Below are 21489 nucleotides of genomic sequence, written 5' to 3' on the forward strand. Positions count from 1 at the left end.
TTGTTGCGAATAAATTTCGAATACCTATTCTTGAGTAGTTTTAATACTTTATTTCGACTCAGAATTTTTAATAAAAATAAATAAGATTGAGTTATTGTTATTTTTATTAGAATTTCTTCTCATACTGGGGGAAATCAGTTAGATACATAATAGGATTATTTGACAAATGAGTTGAGCTGTAATCATAGTATTCCATCAGGCAGAAAAATTATAACTGCAAGAGAACTGGACATATACGATTATTATCACATAGGGATTCTATATTTTCTATATTACTATAAATAAAAACTGCCAAAAAAATAGTCTAACATTTTGTGGCAGTTCGTTTAAAACTTTTATTTAAAATCAAACTAATCTTCTGTATTCTTCAGAGCCATTAACAAGTTATAGGCACCTTTTGTTACAAACCGTTTACCTCCAAGGTCCTTCTGTAATATTTCGGTATAATTGTTTTCAGAGGTTCCGGTTTTAACTTCTCTCATCTCAAACCTATTTTTGCCTTTGACCTCAAAAATGTAATATTTATTTTCAAACCGTACAATGGCATCATTTGGTAACGCAGAGGCGTTGCTTGCTTCGGTTTCGATATCAGCATTCATATACATCCCCGGGATAAGCCCTTTGTCGTAATTATCAAAATGACAATGAACTTCAACGGTATTATCAGTAGAAACATTTTTACTGATCAAGATGATTTTTGTACTGTATTTTTTATCAGGATCCGTATTGGTATATGCCAGTACAGTTTGCCCTACTGAAAGTTGGTCTATATCCTTTTCATAAACATCAAGTGCCAAGTGGATATCGGTAGGATTTACCAGCTCAAATAAAACTTCAGTAGGATTGACATATTTTCCAATATTCACATTGACAGCCGAAACAAAACCGTTAATTGGAGAATATATATTGATGCTTTTTGTAATGTTATTCGCTGTCAAACCGTTTGGGTTAATACCAATCAATCTTAGTTTCTGCTCTAATGCCTTTACCAGAACATTTTGCATCTGATAATTGGATCTAGTCTGCTCATACACTTTATCACTTGTTGCCTTGCTTACATTCAACTGTTTTTGTCTGTTGTATTCGCTATTATTATAGGAGTACTGGGCTTTGGCTACAAGATAATCCTGTTGGATCTGGATATACTGAGGGTCTTCGATCACTGCTATTACCTGTCCTTTGGAGACCTGCATTCCCGGTAGAAGTCGTGTGTATTTCAGGTATCCTCCCAAAGGCACGCTTACCGAAACTTTATTTTGCGGTGGTACATCGATCTTCCCGTTAACTTTTAATTTTGAAGAAATGTTTTGATTTCCAATGGTCCCAACTTCAATACCTGCATTCTTATATTGTGCATCCGTAAGAGTAACCATATTATTTTCCGTTTTTACCGCCACATCTTCTTTCTGTTCTTCTTCTTTTTTACCTGTACAAGAATTTAGAAGGAGTGCTGTGCATATGATGAGCATTAATCTGTTCATAATGAATTGTTTGATTTTGAATTAATTTTAAATGATGGTTTGAAAACCACAATTGCAATGATGGCGAAGACTATGGTCAATATTCCTCCGTATAAAAATTCTTTCTGAGGAAAATTTGCACCTAGAAATCCTGCGATAGGATAAGCAATAGCCCACCAAAGATGTGAAAACGCAAAGTGAGACCCGTAAACCTTGCCTTGATTTTCATGGGAAATATTTTCAGCAATGAGCGTTTCTGATGGCATCTCTGCAAGGCTTTGTCCCAAACCTGCAAAAATCCACAAGACAATCAGGACATTGAATGATGTCCAGTTTGCAAAGCTTACTGCCAGCCCTAATAGAAATACACCTGCAATTAGAGATAAAGCCCTGGTTTTCGAGCGGTCAAAACTTCCTGCAATAAATGCAGAAATAGAAGCACCGACCCCAAAACCAGCCATCACCCATCCATAGTACTTATCTTCCAGAAGGAGCGATGATTTCACATATCCGATCGTATTGACCAATATCATTGCTCCTGCAAGCGACGATACAAATTCGATGCTTAGGGCGAAACGTAAGATCTTATTTCCAAATAGTAACCTTATGCCCTTCCAGACATTTCCCCAGGTATTTGAATTTTCAGACCCGCCGGTAACACCCTTCTGTAATGCAGATGCAGGAATTGAAAGAATGAATACTGCTGCAATGATAAAGGTGATGCCATCTACAATGAAAATATCCCGTGCTCCAAGCCAGGTCGCAACAACACCAGCCAATGCAGGACCTAAGATCCCCAATAATTGATAGGTTGCAGTGGAAAGACCAACGGCCTCACGGTAATATTTACCATCAACAACCTGAGGAATGACTGTTCGGTAGGTCGGGGTAAAGAATGCGTTGAATACATTCAGAAAAAATACCAATACGTAGATCTGCCATTCCTGCGTTATAAAAGGCGGGCAGCAGACGATTCCCATCCTGATAAAATGGGTAACATATAATATTTTTTTTCGTGATATCCTATCCGCTAATACACCTGCAAAAGGAGAAAAAATGATAAATGCCGTTACCCTTAACGTCAGCGCGCTTGCCAATATGATAGCAGAACGTTCTTTCCCGAATTGATAAGCCAGTAGAGCCAGCCCCACCCATGTGAAAGCATCTCCGATAAGACTTATCGTCTGTGCCATATATAGTTTTGCAAAAGTCTTGTTTTTCAGTGCCATAAAAGGCTCTGTTAACTTTTGAACAAAGGTTCTTTTATCTTTATTTTCCATTGTTGTTGAATTTTGGATCGTAAGAATTAATTTCGATCAGACTGTTGTTGCGGTTTTTTAATGCCTCGATATACTGGTTCTGAATTTCGATAGCCTGATTGGTCAGGATCACCCATTGAAGATAGTCGATATCGCCGCCTAAAAATTGTTTCTTCGCAGTAGAATTGATGGTAGCTACATGTTTTAGTCCTGTATTCTGGTAATAATCTACAACTTCATTATACTTTTGGAAGTCGATAAAAGAAGATTGATAATTGATCTCGAAATTCTTGAGGTTGTATTCATACTCCGTTGCAGCAACAAGCTGGTTCGCTTCTGATGCTTTAATTTTCGCTTTCTGTCCTCCGTTGAATATCGGAATACCTACACCAATTACCACTGATTGAAAACGTGGTGTGCTGTTATATTCTTTATTGTCGGCTCCCATTCCTTTCATTCCCATAATATTATATCCTAAGGAAAGGCTTGGCAATAATTTACTTTTTTCTACTTCTGTTTCGGCAACCAAAATATCTTTTTTCTGCTTTAAATATTGAAGATAGGGATGTTCTGCAATGGCAATATTATCAAGAGCTGTCTGCTGTAATAAAGTATTGTCGCTAACATCAGGACTGTAAAGAACTTCCGTATTCAATAATAACTGGAATTGAAGCTGGGAAATTTCCAAATCTCTTTCGAGTTGTTTTAACTGAACTGCAATCTGACCACGCTGATTTTCAGCGGTTGTCTGTTCAAGAACATTACTTTCACCAACTTTAAAACGGAGATTGGCCTTGTTTAGAAATTCGGCATACAGCTTGTCATTTTCCTGCAATAAACTTTTCTTCTGCAATAGATAAACCATATTGTAGTAAACCTGGGCAACATTTTTACGAAGCTGTTTTTCTTTCACCCCTACGCTCAAGACACTGTTCTTCCAAACCTCTGTTAAAAGATTTTTATTGGCCGAATAAACTTTTGGAAAATTGACCGATTGGGAAACCCCTAATCTGACATCAGAATAAAAACTATTGATCTGTCCGATCTCAGCACTTGCATTCGTTGCCGGGATAATCGCGCTCGACTTAATAAGCAGTTTATTGTAGTCGCTCCTTAATTTTTCGCTCTTTACGGATAAATTATGTTGCAATGCTATCTCCGTAGCTTCTTTTAAAGAGATGGAAGACTGCGCATTTAAACTTAAAGCTCCTGCAAAAAGGAATGCAAGAAGCAATGTTTTTCCTGTTTTGATCTTGAATGTAAATTTCTTTTTTTCTATCATAATATAAAGAATTGGTAATACAAAGAGTGTAAGAAAAGTAGCCACCATAAGACCACCGATAACTACTGTTGCCAAAGGTTTTTGTACTTCTGCACCTTCTCCGGTACTCAACGCCATTGGCAAGAATCCCAATGAGGCAACAAAAGCCGTCATTAGCACAGGTCTTAAACGGACCTTAGTCCCTTCAAGCACGATTTCCCGAAGATCTGTCTTTCCTTCTTTTCTCAATCTGTTGAATTCAGAAATAAGGACAATACCATTTAATACTGCCACACCAAATAGCGCAATAAAGCCTATTCCGGCAGAAATACTGAAAGGCATTCCTCGAAAAGCTAACGCAAAAACACCTCCTATTGCCGAAAGCGGGATGGCTGTGTAGATCAGAAAAGCTTGTTTCATCGAATTGAAAGCAAAATATAATAGAATAAGAATAAGTATTAAAGCCACAGGAACCGCAATATATAATCGTGATTTTGCTTCCTGTAAATTTTCAAACGCACCACCATACGTCACGAAATAGCCAGGCGGAAGTTTAATCTGTTTGTCCACTTTATCCTGTAATTCCTGAACCATACTCTGCACATCACGACCTCTTACATTAAATCCTACAATGATCCTGCGTTGAGAATTTTCTCTTTGTATCTGATTTGGACCTTCTATAATATTTACATCTGCAACAAGACTCAAAGGAATTTGTTCTCCTCTTGGGGTGGCAATAAGCAGGTTTTGAACATCTTCTAGCCCTTGTCTTTTATCGCCCGCTAATCTTACCACTAGGTCAAACCGCTTTTCTCCTTCATAGACTGTTCCACCAACTGCTCCTGCAAAAGCGGAATTGATGACTTGGTTTACATCGCTAATATTAAGTCCATACTGAGCAATAGTTGCACGGTTAAGTTTAATTACAATTTGGGGCATACCGGTGACGGCTTCCACATAAACACCGCTGCTTCCTTGCACAGAACTTACAATTTTGCCTAATTTATTAGCGTAGACAGACAGGGTGTCAAGATCTTCACCAAATATTTTACAAACTACATCCTGTCTAGCACCGGAGATTAATTCATTAAAACGCATCGCAACAGGGTACTGAAAACTAAATGTAACACCGGGAACTGCCTCTAATTCTTTGGCCATCTTTTCTTCCAATTCTTCGTACGAATCAGCGGATGTCCAATCTTTTCGGTCTTTGAGAATAATCATCATATCGGTGGCATCTATAGGCATGGGATCGGTCGGAACCTCGCTGCTCCCTGTTTTTCCCACCACTTTTTCTACCTCAGGAAATTTTTCCAGTATAATTTTTGAGCCTTTTGAAACAGCCTCAATAGATGTGTTGACATTGCTTCCAGGTAATACGCGGGTTTCTACAGCAAAATCACCTTCAGGTAAAGATGGAATAAATTCCCCGCCTAATGAAGATAAAATAAGTATTGCCACAGCAAACAAAGCAACAACTGATATCAAAATAGCTTTTGGAATTCGTAAAACCTTTTCCAGCATCCGTCTGTAAAAGTTCTCAAGTTTAGCCATAATTCTATCCGATAAATTTTCTTTAACCTGGACTTTCTTGCTCAAAAACAATGCTGTCATCATCGGAATGTACGTCAGTGACAATACAAAAGCTCCGGCTAATGCGAAGGCTACAGTCTGAGCCATTGGGGTAAACATTTTTCCTTCAATACCCTTCAATGCAAAAATGGGAAGATAAACGATCAGAATGATCGCCTCGCCAAAAACCGCAGCATTTCTCATTCGTGTGGAGGTACTTAGCACTTCCGCATCCATCTGCTTTTGAGAAAGGACATCTATTCCGGCGTACGCTTTGGAATGTCTTATCCGATGCATAACGGCCTCTACAATAATAACAGCTCCGTCAACGATAAGACCGAAATCTAAGGCACCTAAACTCATCAAGTTTCCACTGACACCGAAAGCATTCATCAAAATGACTGCGAAGATCATAGATAAGGGGATAACAGATGCGACAATGAGACCAGCACGCATACTCCCTAAAAAGAAAACTAAAACAAATACAACAATTAGAGCTCCCTCAATCAGGTTTTTAGTTACTGTACTGATTGAGTTGTCAACCATTTTCGTACGGTCTAGGAAAGGATCGATCTCTACACCTTCGGGAAGTGTTTTCTGAATCAGATCGATTTTATTTTTTATGTTTTTGATAACTTCATTACTGTTAGCTCCTTTCAGCATCATTACAACTGCTCCGGAAACCTGCTGCTGTCCATTATAGGTCATTGCTCCGTATCTTGTAGCACTACCATATTTAACTTGTGCAATGTCACGAACGAGTAATGGAATTCCGTTGGAAAGATTTTTAATTACAATATTCTGTATATCTTCCATATTCCCTACAAGACCTTCACTTCGGATAAATAGAGCAGTAGGACCTTTTTCAATATAGGCTCCTCCCGTATTCTGATTGTTGTTTTCCAAAGCCTTAAACACATCACTTATAGAAATATTATTGGCTTTTAATCGTGAAGGATCAACTGCAATTTCATATTGTTTCAATAAACCGCCGAAACTGCTCACCTCTGCAACACCTTTAACTCCAACAAGCTGACGCCGAACAATCCAGTCCTGAATGGTACGAAGTTCCATTGCATCATATTTTCCTTCATAACCTTTTTTAGGACGTACAGAATATTGATAAATTTCTCCAAGACCGGTAGTGACTGGAGCAAGAGTGGGTGTTCCGAAACCTTTTGGGATTTCATCCTGTACTTGCTGAAGTCTTTCGGAAACCTGCTGTCTTGCCCAGTAAATATCAGTATCATCATCGAAGACGATGGTCACCACTGAAAGACCAAATCTTGAAAAACTACGAAGAGATTTCAATCCGGGAATATTGTTATTTACCTGTTCGATTGGGAATGTGATCAGTCGCTCCACATCCGGAGCGCCTAGAGATGGTGCGATAGTAATTACTTGCACCTGGTTATCTGTAATATCAGGAACTGCGTCTATGGGAAGTTTTTTTACTTCATAAATACCATAGCCAATTAAGGCTAATATAAAGAGCCCGATAATGAGTTTATTCTTAATTGAAAACTCAATTATTCTATTTAGCATATTTTAATTTGTTAAGCATTAAACATACGTACCGACGGAAGCCGGACGCACAAATACCCAAAAGAAAAACCTTTGAGAATGTCAAATGATTAACAAAAACGAGGGGGTTGCCAAATACCCTCTAAATGGGCAGATGCAACAAAGGAATTAGTATATGAAACAGGCTTTTCCTTACTTACAGGAATACTATTTAAAAATGAGAAGGTATTCAATTGAAAATAAAATACTGCAATATGGGGAGCATGAGCATCAAAAGTTTTAAAAGGTAAATTTTTGTGGCTGTGCTGTGCTAAATTATTATGTGTACTGTTGTAAGAATAATGTTCTTTTAAAAATTCGATGAACGAAGAATCATGATCTTCAGCCTCTCCATCATTGTGATGCATAACGAAATGCTGTACGAGATCAGGTAGTTTCAAGAGCTGGTTTCCTATACTGCTAGTAGACAGGAATATAATGAGAAAAAATATTGATAAGGCTCCTTTCACTTCGCAAATTTATAAAAACAAATATAGATTAAGGTAAATTTTTCGGAAAATTTTATATTAGAAGCTCATGAAGAAAAAGTTCTAATTATATTTTTGTTTTTCAGTATCAATTATAATCATCTTTTGTATTTACAATTAATAACACATTGAATCACTCAAGTTTGGTATTGTTACCTAATATTAGTGGTATTGTAAATTATTTGAATCAGGGCTTAAACAATAAAGAATAATAGCTTTGTCTTCAAATACTAAATGCTAAATATATGGAAGTTAATTATTCTGAGTACTTATATCCTAATATATTAGCGTTGGCATTATGTTACTAAATATCGCATCGATAAGTGTGTAAAATTGGTCGCAAAAAAGTAAGTCCAAAAAGTTATAATTCAAAATTTCTTCGAAATTCAAAATGTAAATTAGCAAAATGAAAATCCTGATCATAGAAGACGAAACCGAGCTTGCTAAAAGTATCTCCGAATATCTTTCGGGAGAAAATTATATATGTGAATTTGCACCCACATTCAGCGAAGCAATGGAGAAAATAGAAACGTTCCAGTATGATTGCATACTGTTGGATATTATGCTCCCTGACGGCAATGGACTTGTCATTTTAGAAGAATTAAAAAGACAGAATAAACAGGATGGCGTCATTATCATTTCTGCTAAAAATGCTTTGGATGATAAGATAAAAGGTTTGCAGTTAGGGGCAGACGATTATCTTACGAAACCATTTCACCTTTCAGAACTGATGGCAAGGATCTATTCAATTATCAGAAGAAAACAATTCAATAATTCGAATGTCATCACACAGAATGAATTGCAGATAGATCTTTTAGCAAAAACTGTTACTATTAATAATAAAACAATTATTCTGACAAAAAAAGAATTTGATTTGCTGCTTTATTTTATCGGCAATAAAAATAAGGTAATTTCCAAAAGTACATTGGCGGAACATCTCTCCGGTGATTTTGCGGATATGCTGGATAATCACGATTTTGTCTATGCTCACGTCAAGAATCTTAAAAAGAAATTATATGAAGCAGGCTGTGACCATTACTTGAAAACAGTTTATGGTACAGGATATAAATGGGAAAATATCTATAAATTATGAAGCCACTTTTAAGTAAAACCACAAGACCTTTTTTGATTTTTGTAATGATTGTTCTCGTTTTCAGTATCCCTGTTTATTATTTTGTAGTGGATGCAATATGGCAGGAGGAACTTGATGAGCACAATGAGATTGTTGCAGAAAAAACAGGATACGAATTTAACAAAATGAATGCTTCTAAAGAAGAAATACAACGTAGTATCGCTCTTTGGAAGCAGATTCAGCCGGGAACTAATATTGAAAAATTACCTGGGAATAATTTAAAAAAAGATTCGATTTTCACAACAGAAAAATACAAACCTTTTTCTGCTGATGCCACGATTGAGCGCTACCGATGTCTGAAAAAAATTATTTACATAAAAAATGAACCATATCTTTTTACGATAGAGACCAATATTGAGGAGACAGAAGGTACTGTGATGATCATCGGTGCTATTACATTATTCTTTTTTCTTTTAATTGTCACTGGATTGTTTATTTTGAATAGAAGATTATCTAAAACCATCTGGAAGCCATTTAGAGAGACACTTGATCAATTGAAGAATTTTAATTTAAACACACAAACGCAGATTGAATTTGACAAGACAGATACCACAGAATTTGAAGAGTTAAACCAATCACTAAGAAAATTGATTGCACACAATATATCCGTGTATAAAACACAAAAAGAGTTTACTGAAAATGCATCGCACGAATTACAGACTCCGTTGGCCATCTTGAAAAATAAGCTTGATCTTTTACTTCAAGATGCAAACCTGACCGAAAAGCAGTACAACATTGCCGAGGAAATGAACAAAGCTTTAACGAGAAGTTCAAGAATTAATAAAAATCTTTTGTTATTAGCAAAAATAGATAACAGTCAATTCGATAATTCTGAAAGCATTCAGTTTGATGAGATATTGCACCAAAATATGGATATTTTTAATGAACATTTTGAGCAAAAAAATATATCCGTCGTAGAGAATATTTCTTCTGACGTTGAGATGATTGGCAATAGCGGGCTGACAGAAGTTCTTATCAGTAACCTAATTTTAAATGCAATTCGTCATACTTCACGTGACGGAGCAATATCGGTGAAATTGACAAATTCAGTATTTGAAGTTGCGAATTCCGGAAGTGAAAAATTAAATACAGATCTTCTATTTAAAAGATTTTCGAAGCTTTCCGCTGAGAATAGCGGAAGTGGTTTGGGATTAGCCATCATCAGTGAGATTTGCAAATTCCATCATTGGACGATCAGTTATAAATTTGAAAATAATTTGCATATTTTTTCAGTAAAACTGTAAAATTCAAAATTTCTTCTAAATTCACTTTTAGTTTTGCTGCATAATTTAATTTATGCAAACGTTCTTCTATACTTATAAGTGCAAAACGACCTTCAATAAAAATTTCTTCCCAAATTTCAAATCATTGATATGAAAAATGTTAATGATGGCTTTTTAAAAGGAAGAGCAAAAAGCCTTACATACACTTTTAAAGGTGCTTTTCTTTTGCTGAAAACGGAACATTCGATAATGACACAGTCTTTCATCGGGGTTGTTTTCGTTGTTTTAGGCTTCTATTTTAAAATCACAAAAGTTGAGTGGATGTTTCAGATACTTGGCTTTGGACTTATTCTCACGGCAGAAAGCCTTAATACTGCAGTGGAAAAACTCTGCGATTTCGTTCATCCGGAATATCATAAAAAAATCGGTTTTGTAAAAGACATCGCTTCCGGAGCTATGACATTTGCTGTGATCTCAGTTTTAATTTTACTCACTCTAATCTATTATCCTTACTTATGAAAAAGTTATTCAATGGCAGATTTTCAGCACTGTTTAGTATTCTGAGTCTATATATTTTTTTGGCATTTGTAATTAGGATAATATTACTGATCTGGTCTTTAAAAGATCTTGAGCTTAATTTCCTACATATTTTGCGGGCTTTTTTCACAGGGTTCTTATTTGACCTGACGATGGGTTCTTTATTTTTGGCATTTTACGCCTTTTATCTTTTGATCTTTCCGAAAAGATGGATCGGATCTTTGTTTGATAAAATCATCACCTATTTTTATCTAAGCTTGATTTTCATTATTATTTATTTTAGCCTTTTGGCAGAAATACCTTTTTGGGATGAGTTTGGGGTGAGGTTCAATTTCATTGCGGTAGATTATCTTATTTACACTTATGAAGTTGTCGAAAACATCAATCAGTCTTATCCTTTACCTGTGATTGCTGTTGTTTTGGTAGGATTGATTGTTCTTACGTTTGTTTTATTTAAAAAACTGAATATCTTCAAAAACACTTTTTCTGATAAGAATTCTATCAGTAATCGTTTATTTTATTCACTTCCGGTTTTGGCAATTGCCATTATTTTAGGCTTGGTGATGAAAAACAAGCAGGCGGATTTCAGTAATAATTTGGTGGTAAATGAATTGGGGAAAAACGGTGCTTTTTCTTTTGTAACTGCCTTCAAATCAAACGAGCTTGATTATGAAACCTTCTACCCGAAACTATCGGAAAAAGAAGCTTATTCAATAGTTAAGAAGAATCTTTTACAGGAAAATCAAAAATATACAACCGCAAAATATGATGATATATCAAGGCTCACCATAGGAAATAATGAACAAAAACCTAATCTCATCCTTATTGCCATAGAAAGTTTCAGCGCAGATTTTCTGACAGAATTTGGCAATAAAGATCATCTTACGCCCAACTATGAAAAGTTGTCGAATGAAAGTATTTTCTTTACAAATCTGTATGCAACAGGAACAAGAACCGTTCGCGGGATGGAAGCTTTAACATTATCTGTTCCGCCAACACCGGGAAATAGCATCGTAAGAAGACCTAATAATCAGAATTTATTTTCCGTTTCTACAATTGTAAAATCAAAAGATTATCAGCCCTATTTTATTTATGGCGGCGATGGTTATTTTGATAATATGAATACCTTTTTTGGTGGACAGGGATTTGATATTGTTGACAGAAACAGAGGTAATCCTTTAGCAGACGAGATTAAAACACAAAGATTTGCAATTCCTGATAACGAAGTGAAATTTGAAAATGCCTGGGGAATCTGTGATGAAGATCTTTATAATCAATCTATCAAATACGCTGATAAAAGCGCTAAAGCAAACAAACCGTTTTTTCAGTTTGTAATGACCACTTCCAACCACAAACCTTACACTTTCCCAGCAGGAAAGATCGACCTTCCGCAAGGTGATAGAAATGCTGCCGTGAAATATACAGATTATGCTTTAGGAAAGTTCATTGCGGATGCGAAGACAAAACCCTGGTTTAAAAATACCGTATTCGTTATAGTTGCAGACCATTGTGCAAGCAGTGCCGGGAAGTGGGAGATCAATATCGACAGACATCACATTCCTGCAATTATTTATAATCTTCCACAGCAACAACCAACAAGAATTGATCGTTTAACTTCACAGATCGATTTGATGCCGACTTTATTCGGATATCTCGGTTGGAATTACAACACAAGTCTTTACGGAAAAGACATCAATCAAATGAAAGTTGGAGATGAAAGAGCTTTTATTGGCAATTACAGAACTTTGGGAATGCTGAAAGGAAATGTCTTCACACAGATTGACGATAGAAAAAGGTTAAAACAGTTTGGAGTTTCAGGAAATGAAAAACAGACCTTGTCAGAAATAAAAACAAAAAATCAGGAATTGGCCTATCAAACCATTTCTTATTATCAGACAGCAAGTGTGAGATTTAAAAATGGTAAAATGAAAGCTAAATAAAAACAGCCGGAATTGGGCTATTATTTTTTATCAATAAATTCCTGAACTATGAGATTAATAACTTTTCTGAAAAGCAAGAAAAGGCTTTTGTTTCGTGCGACGCTTATTACTCTATTAATTGTATTTGTAACATTAAGCTGTCTTGTTTTTTTTCTGCCACTAGAATATCTGGATATCCATATTTCAGAGGAAATACAGGAAAAGCAGACGCCGTATCTTAACACCATAATGATCTGGCTTAGTTACTTTGGAAGAACGACGGTGTCGGTTATAATGGTGGGATTAACTTCACTTTTTTTTCTGATTTTGGGCTATAAAAAAGAAACTGTTCTGCTTTTATCAACGCTTTTATCAGGTGTTTTAGGGTTAGGACTAAAAATGCTGATCAACAGACCCCGCCCGTCCCAAGATTTAGTTGTCCTTTTAGAAGAAACTAAATATCAAAGCTTTCCCAGCGGTCACGTTTTGTTTTATACTGTATTTTTTGGTACATTAATATTGATTATTCTTTATTTAAAAAATATCAAATATAAGGTCAAATTATTTTTGATTATCATTTGTCTTTCTGTGATTTTCTTCGGAGCTGTTTCAAGGGTTTATCTTGGTTCGCATTGGTTTACAGATGTTTTGGGAGGATTTATCTTAGGCGTTTTCTGTGTTTTGATTATGGGGTATTTTTACCTCAAAAACGACAGGGATATTCCGAAAAATATAAATTAAAATTCAAAATTTCTTCTAAATCAAATCTCACCTTTACCATATAATTAATAGAATATGGATACTTTGCGTGCATATCTCATTCGTGGTTTTCTACTTTCATTATTCTTTATTTTTTGTTGTAAGATTAGTGGGCAGTCAAAAAATACATTGTCTTATTTTCTTGAAACAGCAAAAACGAACAGTCCTGTTTTAAATGATTTCAACAACCAGGTACTATCAAATCGAATCGACAGTTTAAAGTTAAGAGCAACTTACGGATTCATTGTAACCGGAGAGGGAACAGTGGGATATTCCCCCAATATTAAAGGTTGGGGCTATGACAGCGCGCTGACAAACGGACAATCGCTTTTTGCAAGCGTAAGAGTTGCCAAAGAATTCATCAGCCGGAATAATCTGAATACGAGACTTATCGGTGTTAATGCAAGTATTGCACAGGTTTTAGCCCAGAAAAATATCAGTCTTCAAACGCTTAATAAACAGATTACCGACCAATATATTACGACTTACGCGAGTCAGCAACAATATAATGTAAGCAAGGAAATTATTCATTTGCTGAATCAGGAAGATATTGTTTTGAAAAAATTGACTCAGGCTGCGGTTTTCAAACAAACGGATTATCTAACCTTTAAAGTTGTCCTTCAACAAAACGAACTCACATTGGAACAGCAAAAAGCTGATTGGCAAAATAATTATGCATTACTCAATTACTTGTCTGGAATTATAGATGATACTTTCGAGCCTGTTGAAGCTCCATATTTTACTGAAAAACTGAATTCTACTTCTTTTGACAAAAGTATGTATCAAAAGGCTTTTCAGGCAGATAGTTTAAAATTAGCTAACGACGCCAAAATAATCCAATACAATTACAAACCAAAAATCACAACATTTTCGGATAGCGGTTATCAGTCTTCGTTTATAACAACTCCTTATAAAAATTTTGGATTGAGTGTAGGCGTTGGGGTTACAATTCCGATTTATGATGGTCATCAGAAAAAAATGTTGTTGCAGCAAAATCAATTATCACTGCAAACCCGTCAAAAATATCTTGAGCAAACACAAAGACAATATCAACAGATGATGTTCCAGATTAACAGTCAGATTGAGCAGTATAATAGGATAATTAATACCGCTAATGAACAAACGACTTATGCCAGAACTTTGGTTGAAGCCAATGCCAAACAGCTTCCTACGGGAGATGTAAGAATGGTGGATTTTATTCTTTCAATCAATAATTTATTGAGTCTTAAAGGAAATATCATTCAGTACAATACGACTTTATTCAACCTGAAAAACCAATTGCAATATTTAATTATTCAGTAATTATGGAAAAAATAATATTATTCATCATAGTCTCTCTTGTTGTTTTCAGTTGTAATAAAACGAGTGAAACGGTTCCTACAGAAACACCTACGACAGATGCAAAACCCAAAACATTGGTTACGGTTGCCTATCCGTCTGATACAGCTCAACTCAACAATGTAATAACACTAAATGCAACGGCAGCTTATTTGTTAAAATCTGATGTAAAAGCGAACAGTACAGGTTATATCACAAAAATGACCATCAAACTGGCAGACCGTGTCGGAAAAGGTTCGGTACTTTTCGGATTGCAGACCAAAGAAGCAAGAGCATTGGGAAATACCATCAATAAATTAGATAAATCTTTTCGTTTCAACGGAGCAACAACGGTGACAAGTCCTGCAACAGGTTATGTCGCAATGCTGAATCATCAAATCGGAGATTATGTTCAGGACGGGGAAGTTCTGGCAACGATTACCGATGCGAGCAGTTTCGGCTTTGTGGTCGATGTACCTTATGAATATCTTCAAATCATCAAAAGTAAAGGTTCTTTACCAATCACTTTGCCCGACAATACGGTTTTGCAGGGAAGAATCGCAAAAGTAATGCCTTCTGTTGATGCTATTTCTCAAACTGTGAAAGTGCTTTTACAAGTTCCCATTAACAATATTCCTGAAAATCTGATTGGTACGATCAGCTTTTCCAAAACTTCCGCTTATGGACTTTCTGTTCCAAAAATGGCAGTTTTGAGTGATGAAACCCAGTCTTCTTTTTGGGTGATGAAATTAATCAATGACACGACAGCCGTAAAAACAGACATTACAAAAGGGGTGGAAACGGATAAATATATTCAGATAAAATCCGGCAATTTGACTACGAAAGACAGAGTGATTTTCTCAGGAAATTTCGGATTGAGTAATACCGCAACCGTGAAAATACAAAAACCCTAACCTTATGAAAAAATCCTTTTTTGTAACCTATAAAAGCCCTTTGCTTGTATTAATTTTCTTAATCCTTGCGAGCGGTATTTTTTCTTACACTAAAATTCAGTCGGCATTATTTCCGCAGATTACTTTTCCGAAAATAAAAGTCATTGCCGATGCCGGACAACAACCCGTCAATCAAATGACAGTAGGCGTAACCAAAGTGTTGGAAGATGCGGTGAAAAGAGTGCCGGATTTGGAAGTTTTGAAAAGTACAACCAGCAGAGGAAGCTGCGAAATTTCTGCATTTATGTCGTGGAATGTGGATGTAGATTTGGCTAAACAACAGATTGAAAGCAATATAAATCAAGTAAGAAATCATTTGCCAGCAGATGTCAATATCGTAGTTGAAAAAATGAATCCGTCCATCCTTCCGGTGATGGGATATTCATTGAATTCAACTTCAAAAGACCCGATTGAGTTGAAACAATTGGCACTTTACACCATCAAACCTTTTCTCTCACAAGTGCCCGGCGTAAGTGAAGTGAGAATTATCGGCGGACAAGACAAAGAATTCCGAGTGGTGATGAATCAGGCGATGATGGCGAGATTGGGAATTACGCCTGCTTTAGTGGAACAGGCGATTAATAATACTAATTTCATTAAATCAAACGGATACTCCTCAGATTTTCGCTATCTCTATTTAACACTTACTGATGCTCAGATTCGTAATGAAGGTCAGTTGAAAAATTTGGTCGTAAGCAATAATGGAAACCGAATCATTTTGCTGAGTGATATTGCCCAAATTAATGTTCACAACGCAAAACAATATATTAAAGTCAATGCCAACGGACAGGAAAGTATCTTGATTGCAGTGATACAACAGCCCAACGCAAATGTGGTGGATTTAAGTAAAGCAATGGAAGCAAAAATTGCCGAATTGCAAAAAACCTTACCGAAAGATATTGCTTTAAAACCGTATTACGTTCAGGCAGATTTTGTGAATGATTCTATTAAAAGTGTAACAGATGCTTTGTGGATAGGGCTGGTTTTAGCAATTATCGTAGCAATTATTTTCCTTCGTTCTTGGAAGGCAAGTGCGGTTATTTTAATAACAATTCCGATTACGTTAAGTCTTACAATGCTTGCTCTCTATACGATGGGACAGACGTTCAATATTATGACGTTGGGAGCAATTGCCGCTGCCATAGGATTAATTATTGATGATGCGATTGTGGTCGTCGAACAAATCCATAGAACCCACGAGGAACACCCCAAAGAATCTTCAAAAACTTTGGTTCAAAAAGCGATTAATTATCTGTTGAAGGCAATGATTGGTTCGTCACTTAGCACGATTGTGATTTTCTTGCCATTTATGCTGATGAGCGGTGTTGCCGGAGCTTATTTTAAAGTAATGACCGACACGATGATTATCACATTAATCTGTTCATTTTTTGCAACCTGGATATTATTGCCAATCGTTTATTTACTCTTGTCATCAGGCAAGAAAAAAGAAAAAAATCTACAGCATCACGATGTAAAAGAAAGAAAATGGGTGGGGTTTTTTATCAGAAAACCTTTATTCAGTTATGGTTTTATTTTAATATTAATTGTTTTAACAGCAATTATTCTTCCCAATATCAGTACCGGATTTCTTCCTGATATGGATGAAGGAAGCATTGTTTTAGACTACAATTCACCTCCGGGAACTTCACTCGAAGAAACCGACAGAGAATTGAAGGAAGTTGAGAAAATTATCACTTCCACGCCCGAAGTTCAGGCATACAGCCGAAGAACCGGAACTCAGATGGGATTCTTCATTACAGAACCGAACCGGGGAGATTATTTGATTCAGCTAAAGAAAAACAGAAGCAAAACCACGAATGAAGTTACCGACGAAATCCGTACAAGAATTGATGCTTCAGGATTGCCTTTGACCGTAGATTTTGGACAGGTAATTACCGATATGTTGGGTGATTTGATGAGCAGTGTTCAGCCAATTGAAATCAAAGTTTTTGGGACAGACCAGAAAGTGATTGAAGATTATTCTCAAAAAATTGCGGCTATTGTAAAAAAAGTGAATGGTACAGCCGATGTTTTTGATGGAATTGTCATTGCAGGACCGTCAATGATTGTCACTCCGAAACTGCCTGTTTTAGCGCAATATAATATTTCGTTACCCGATTTTCAGAACCAATTGCAGGCAAATCTGGATGGAAATGTAGCCGGAAACATCTTTGATAATGTTCAGTACACACCGATACGATTATTGTACAACGAAAAAAGCAATCAGTCTTTAAGCGACATCAACAACAGTATGATTGCTTTGCCGAACGGAACTTTGAAACCTTTGAGCGAATTTGCAACTGTAAGCGTCGTCACCGGTTCTGCCGAAGTCAACAGGGAAGATTTACAGACTTTAGGAATTGTAACGGCAAGATTGGATAACGGAAATTTGGGAGGAACGATTCAGGAAATTCAGAATCAAATCAATCAGAAAATAAAACTGCCGAGCGGGTATTCTGTGGTTTATGGCGGTGCCTATGCAGAACAGCAGCAATCTTTTAAAGAATTACTGATTATTTTGGTGGTTTCCAGCTTATTGGTTTTTTCTGTGATGCTGTTTTTATTCAGGAACGTTTTGGTGGCGCTAATCATTTTATTGGTTTCTGTTTTGGGACTTTCAGGAGGGATTTTGTTATTGTATTTAACCAACACGCCATTGAATGTAGGAAGTTATACAGGACTCATTATGATGGTCGGAATCATTGGAGAAAACGCGATTTTTACTTATTTGCAATTCCACGAAAGTTTAGCTACAAAAACCAAAGAAGAAGCCGTTATTTATGCCATCAGTACAAGACTTCGCCCGAAATTAATGACCGCTTTGGGAGCTATTATCGCTTTAATGCCTTTAGCATTAGGAATAGGAACGGGAGCACAAATGCACCAACCTTTAGCCATTGCCGTTATTGGAGGATTTATCGTTGCATTACCACTTCTACTTATTGTTTTGCCAACATTGCTCAACAAAATCAATTTAAAACAAGAAGAAATAAACAATCAATAAAAAGTTCAAAATTTCTTCTAAATCGTTCCTGAATATTGTACTACAAATTTAAAATTAAATTAAAATGAAAAAATTAGCATTTCTATTAACAATGACTACTGGTGTAGGTTTCATCAGTGCACAAAAAATTCAACAGAAGGATATTCCTGCATTAGTTCAGAAAGGGTTTCAAAAACAATTTTCTGCAGTTAAAGATGCAAAATGGGAAAAAGAAAATGGGAAATACGAAGCAGGCTTTAAGTATAAAGGAGAAGAAATGAGCGTTCTCTACAATGCACAAGGCGTTTGGGAGGAAAAAGAAACAGAGATTAAAGTGAGCCAGCTTCCAGCGATGGCTTCATCTTATGTAGCTAAAAAACAATTAGGCAAAATCAAGGAAGCTTCTAAAATTACTAAAGCTGATGGTTCTGTAATGTACGAAGCTGAAGTTAAAAGCGGAGACGTTTTGTTTGATGCCAAAGGTAACTTTGTGAAACTTGCAAAAGAGTAAAATCTGATTGAAAAAAAAGAAAGCCACTTGTACGAGTGGCTTTCTTTTTCAAATTGATTATCTAGACTTTTAAAATTCAAAATTTCTTCTAAATCATTACTGAATATTGTATCAAAATAAATGTAATGTATAGAATCAGATTATTGCTCTTTTTGATAACGGTATTATGCTCGTCTATGGCGTATGCCCAAGTTGCAGGAATTACGATTTCAGGATTGATTAAAAATAAAACAAACAAACTGGTTTTGTCTTACGTGAATGTCCTGGCAAGAACAGAAAAAGATACCGCATTTGTAGCAGGAACAATTACCAATGAAGAAGGAAGATTCTCGTTAACAGGAATCAAGCCTGGTAATTACCAATTGGAATTTTCGCTCTCGGGATTTCGAAAGCAAAGGCAATCACTTTTTGTAGGAAGTTTATCCGAATTTTTAGAGATTCCACCAATAGAGCTTGAACAAGAAGCTGATAAAGAAACAAAAATCGAAGAAGTTGTTATGACAGCTTCGAAAAAAAATGAAATCAGCAATCAGCTTGATAAAAAGACCTATTCTGTCGCAGATAATATCAGTCAAAGCGGAGGTTCTGTTTTGCAAAGTATGCAAAATCTACCAGGTGTAACTGTTCACGACGGAAAAGTGCAATTGCGTGGAAATGATAAAGTAACAGTTCTTATCGACGGTAAACAAACTGCTCTTACAGGTTTCGGAAGTCAGAGCGGACTTGATAATATTCCGGCTTCTGCGATTGATAAAATTGAAATAATCAACAATCCTTCTTCAAAATATGATGCCAACGGAAATGCAGGTATCATCAATATTATTATGAAGAAAAACAAGCAAAACGGCTGGAACGGAAAAGTTGGTTTTACTTATGGTACAGGTTCTTATTGGGTAAGAAAAGAAAATCTGCCGACGATAAGACCTCAATATACGATTACGCCAAAAATCAACCCTTCGCTTTCGCTTAATTACAGAAAAGATAAGATTAATATTTTTCTTCAGGCTGATAATTTATATACTGAAACATTAAATAAAAATGAATTTGTAAAGCGAACTTACGACGACGGAACAATCATTAATTCACAATTAAAAAGAAACAGAAACACAAATTATTTGACCACAAAAGCTGGAATCGACTGGAATATTGATGCTCAAAATACATTGACAATTTCAGGATTGTACGGAACTGAAAAGATCATTGACCGTGGAGATCAGCCATTTTTTAACGGGGATTTTTCACATCGTATTCGCCTTTGGCAGTTTTTGGAGGATGAGTTGAAAACCACAATTATGGGAACGGCTTCTTATCAGCACAAATTTAAAGACGCGGGACACGTATTAAATGTTGGATTCAATTATACATTCCACAGAGAAGACGAGAAATATTTCTATGATAATTATTTGCCGACTTCAACAGGAGCTGATGCTTTTAAATTATTGTCTGACGAACAGGTTTATGATTTTACTATTGATTATGTAAAACCTTTGAAATACGGTCGAATTGAAACGGGAATTAAGCTGAGAAACAGAAGCATTCCAACCAATATGTATTTTATTCCGGGCGTCAATTCTGTTTTAGATGCCAATGCGGGAGGTTGGGCGACCTATAAAGAATTAATTCCTGCCATTTATGGTAATTATATTTTTGAAAATGAAAAATGGGAAGCCGAGCTTGGTGTAAGACTCGAATATGTGAAAATTAACTATGACGTCAATCCAAATCATCCGACTTACGAAAGTGAAAGCTACAATTATACACAGCCATTTCCAAACCTAAGATTGGCTTATAAATTAAACGACCACAATAAGTTATCGATATTTTATAATAGAAGAGTAGACCGACCGAATGAAGTTGATATCCGAATTTTCCCGAAATATGACGATGCTGAAATCATTAAAGTTGGAAACCCGCAACTGAGACCGCAATTTACCAATTCGATTGAGTTGGGACACAAATACAATTGGGATAACGGTTATCTGTATTCAGCCTTATATCATCGTTTTGCGAATGGGACAATTACCAGAATTTCAAGTATTGTTCCTGAAAGTACTTTGATCTATGCGGTGTTTCAAAATGCAGGAAAAAGTTATAATTCAGGATTGGAAATGATATGGAATCAGAAAGTTTCGAAAGCCTATTCTTTTAATATCAATGGGAATATCTACAGAAATCAGATAGATGCATTTTCGGTGGAAAATCTTTATCCACAACCCAATATTTTTTCTGCCAATCAGGAAACTGCCATTTCTGGAAATGTAAAATTGAACAACATTTTTAAATCGTCTAAAGGTTTTGATGCTCAACTAACAGCTGTTTATCTGGCTCCGGATATTATTCCGCAAGGGAAAATAGGCTCGAGATTTTCAGTGGATTTTGGTGTAAAAAAATCAGTTCAAAACGGAAAAGGAGAAATATTTTTAAACGCAACCGATTTGCTGAACACAATGGTCATTAAGAAGAAAATTCAGGGTAATGGATTTGCTTACACAAGCGATGATTATTACGAAACTCAGGTGGTGAGATTAGGTTATAGTTATAAATTTTAATTA

The 21489-nt window shown here is 35.9% G+C and carries 14 protein-coding genes; 10 read left to right on the plus strand and 4 right to left on the minus strand.

The annotated features are described in order from the left end of the window. Window positions 1-350: 350 nt before the first annotated feature. From EG348_RS12820 to EG348_RS12835, 4 genes are all read right to left on the minus strand, one after another. On the minus strand, window positions 351-1481 hold the full coding sequence (locus EG348_RS12820; RefSeq protein ID WP_034752218.1) for an efflux RND transporter periplasmic adaptor subunit: 1131 nt from the start codon (window positions 1479-1481) through the stop codon (window positions 351-353). Further along, on the minus strand, window positions 1478-2740 hold the full coding sequence (locus tag EG348_RS12825) for an MFS transporter (RefSeq protein WP_123983445.1): 1263 nt from the start codon (window positions 2738-2740) through the stop codon (window positions 1478-1480). The genes EG348_RS12820 and EG348_RS12825 overlap by 4 nt, the downstream gene beginning before the upstream one ends. Then, window positions 2730-7097, minus strand: a complete 4368-nt coding sequence (locus tag EG348_RS12830) for a CusA/CzcA family heavy metal efflux RND transporter (protein ID WP_027379040.1) — start codon at window positions 7095-7097, stop codon at window positions 2730-2732. The genes EG348_RS12825 and EG348_RS12830 overlap by 11 nt, the downstream gene beginning before the upstream one ends. An 89-nt stretch (window positions 7098-7186) precedes the next feature. Continuing rightward, window positions 7187-7483 carry a hypothetical protein gene (locus tag EG348_RS12835; protein WP_123983446.1) on the minus strand — a complete coding sequence of 99 codons (297 nt, stop codon included), beginning with the start codon at window positions 7481-7483 and terminating at the stop codon, window positions 7187-7189. Between the two features lie 526 nt (window positions 7484-8009). Between EG348_RS12835 and EG348_RS12840 the strand changes: the two genes are divergently transcribed. The 10 genes from EG348_RS12840 to EG348_RS12885 all read left to right on the plus strand — a co-directional run bounded on the left by EG348_RS12840 (window position 8010) and on the right by EG348_RS12885 (window position 21486). Next, window positions 8010-8696, plus strand: coding sequence for a response regulator transcription factor (locus tag EG348_RS12840; RefSeq protein ID WP_027379039.1), 687 nt, complete (start codon window positions 8010-8012; stop codon window positions 8694-8696). Next, window positions 8693-9979, plus strand: a complete 1287-nt coding sequence (locus tag EG348_RS12845; RefSeq protein ID WP_027379038.1) for a sensor histidine kinase — start codon at window positions 8693-8695, stop codon at window positions 9977-9979. Before EG348_RS12840 ends, EG348_RS12845 begins: the two co-directional genes overlap by 4 nt. Before the next feature lie 129 nt (window positions 9980-10108). Further along, window positions 10109-10477, plus strand: coding sequence for a diacylglycerol kinase family protein (locus EG348_RS12850; RefSeq protein ID WP_027379037.1), 369 nt, complete (start codon window positions 10109-10111; stop codon window positions 10475-10477). Further along, entirely contained in the window at window positions 10474-12435 is a 1962-nt protein-coding gene (locus tag EG348_RS12855; RefSeq protein ID WP_027379036.1) for an LTA synthase family protein, read from the plus strand. The genes EG348_RS12850 and EG348_RS12855 overlap by 4 nt, the downstream gene beginning before the upstream one ends. Before the next feature lie 48 nt (window positions 12436-12483). Beyond that, window positions 12484-13155: a phosphatase PAP2 family protein gene (locus tag EG348_RS12860; RefSeq protein ID WP_027379035.1), complete on the plus strand. Its 672-nt coding sequence runs from the start codon at window positions 12484-12486 to the stop codon at window positions 13153-13155. Window positions 13156-13209: 54 nt separating this feature from the next. After that, on the plus strand, window positions 13210-14475 hold the full coding sequence (locus EG348_RS12865) for a TolC family protein (RefSeq protein WP_081413925.1): 1266 nt from the start codon (window positions 13210-13212) through the stop codon (window positions 14473-14475). Between the two features lie 2 nt (window positions 14476-14477). Then, window positions 14478-15404: an efflux RND transporter periplasmic adaptor subunit gene (locus EG348_RS12870; RefSeq protein ID WP_027379034.1), complete on the plus strand. Its 927-nt coding sequence runs from the start codon at window positions 14478-14480 to the stop codon at window positions 15402-15404. 4 nt (window positions 15405-15408) lie between these two features. Beyond that, on the plus strand, window positions 15409-18447 hold the full coding sequence (locus tag EG348_RS12875) for an efflux RND transporter permease subunit (protein ID WP_123983447.1): 3039 nt from the start codon (window positions 15409-15411) through the stop codon (window positions 18445-18447). Between the two features lie 64 nt (window positions 18448-18511). Next, window positions 18512-18937, plus strand: coding sequence for a PepSY-like domain-containing protein (locus EG348_RS12880; protein WP_027379032.1), 426 nt, complete (start codon window positions 18512-18514; stop codon window positions 18935-18937). A 125-nt stretch (window positions 18938-19062) separates the two neighbouring features. After that, a complete protein-coding gene (locus EG348_RS12885; RefSeq protein ID WP_027379031.1) occupies window positions 19063-21486 on the plus strand; it encodes an outer membrane beta-barrel family protein in 2424 nt (807 codons plus the stop codon). Window positions 21487-21489 lie beyond the last annotated feature (3 nt).

Source organism: Chryseobacterium sp. G0201, assembly GCF_003815655.1.
Lineage (GTDB): Bacteria > Bacteroidota > Bacteroidia > Flavobacteriales > Weeksellaceae > Chryseobacterium.

Coding starts and splice junctions, on each gene's coding strand:
- EG348_RS12865 (WP_081413925.1), top strand. CDS start 13,210: ATGGATACTTTGCGTGCATATCTCATTCGTGGTTTTCTACTTTCATTA.
- EG348_RS12885 (WP_027379031.1), top strand. CDS start 19,063: ATGTATAGAATCAGATTATTGCTCTTTTTGATAACGGTATTATGCTCG.
- EG348_RS12835 (WP_123983446.1), bottom strand. CDS start 7,483: ATGCATCACAATGATGGAGAGGCTGAAGATCATGATTCTTCGTTCATC.
- EG348_RS12820 (WP_034752218.1), bottom strand. CDS start 1,481: ATGAACAGATTAATGCTCATCATATGCACAGCACTCCTTCTAAATTCT.
- EG348_RS12830 (WP_027379040.1), bottom strand. CDS start 7,097: ATGCTAAATAGAATAATTGAGTTTTCAATTAAGAATAAACTCATTATC.
- EG348_RS12845 (WP_027379038.1), top strand. CDS start 8,693: ATGAAGCCACTTTTAAGTAAAACCACAAGACCTTTTTTGATTTTTGTA.
- EG348_RS12850 (WP_027379037.1), top strand. CDS start 10,109: ATGAAAAATGTTAATGATGGCTTTTTAAAAGGAAGAGCAAAAAGCCTT.
- EG348_RS12875 (WP_123983447.1), top strand. CDS start 15,409: ATGAAAAAATCCTTTTTTGTAACCTATAAAAGCCCTTTGCTTGTATTA.
- EG348_RS12880 (WP_027379032.1), top strand. CDS start 18,512: ATGAAAAAATTAGCATTTCTATTAACAATGACTACTGGTGTAGGTTTC.
- EG348_RS12840 (WP_027379039.1), top strand. CDS start 8,010: ATGAAAATCCTGATCATAGAAGACGAAACCGAGCTTGCTAAAAGTATC.
- EG348_RS12855 (WP_027379036.1), top strand. CDS start 10,474: ATGAAAAAGTTATTCAATGGCAGATTTTCAGCACTGTTTAGTATTCTG.
- EG348_RS12825 (WP_123983445.1), bottom strand. CDS start 2,740: ATGGAAAATAAAGATAAAAGAACCTTTGTTCAAAAGTTAACAGAGCCT.
- EG348_RS12860 (WP_027379035.1), top strand. CDS start 12,484: ATGAGATTAATAACTTTTCTGAAAAGCAAGAAAAGGCTTTTGTTTCGT.
- EG348_RS12870 (WP_027379034.1), top strand. CDS start 14,478: ATGGAAAAAATAATATTATTCATCATAGTCTCTCTTGTTGTTTTCAGT.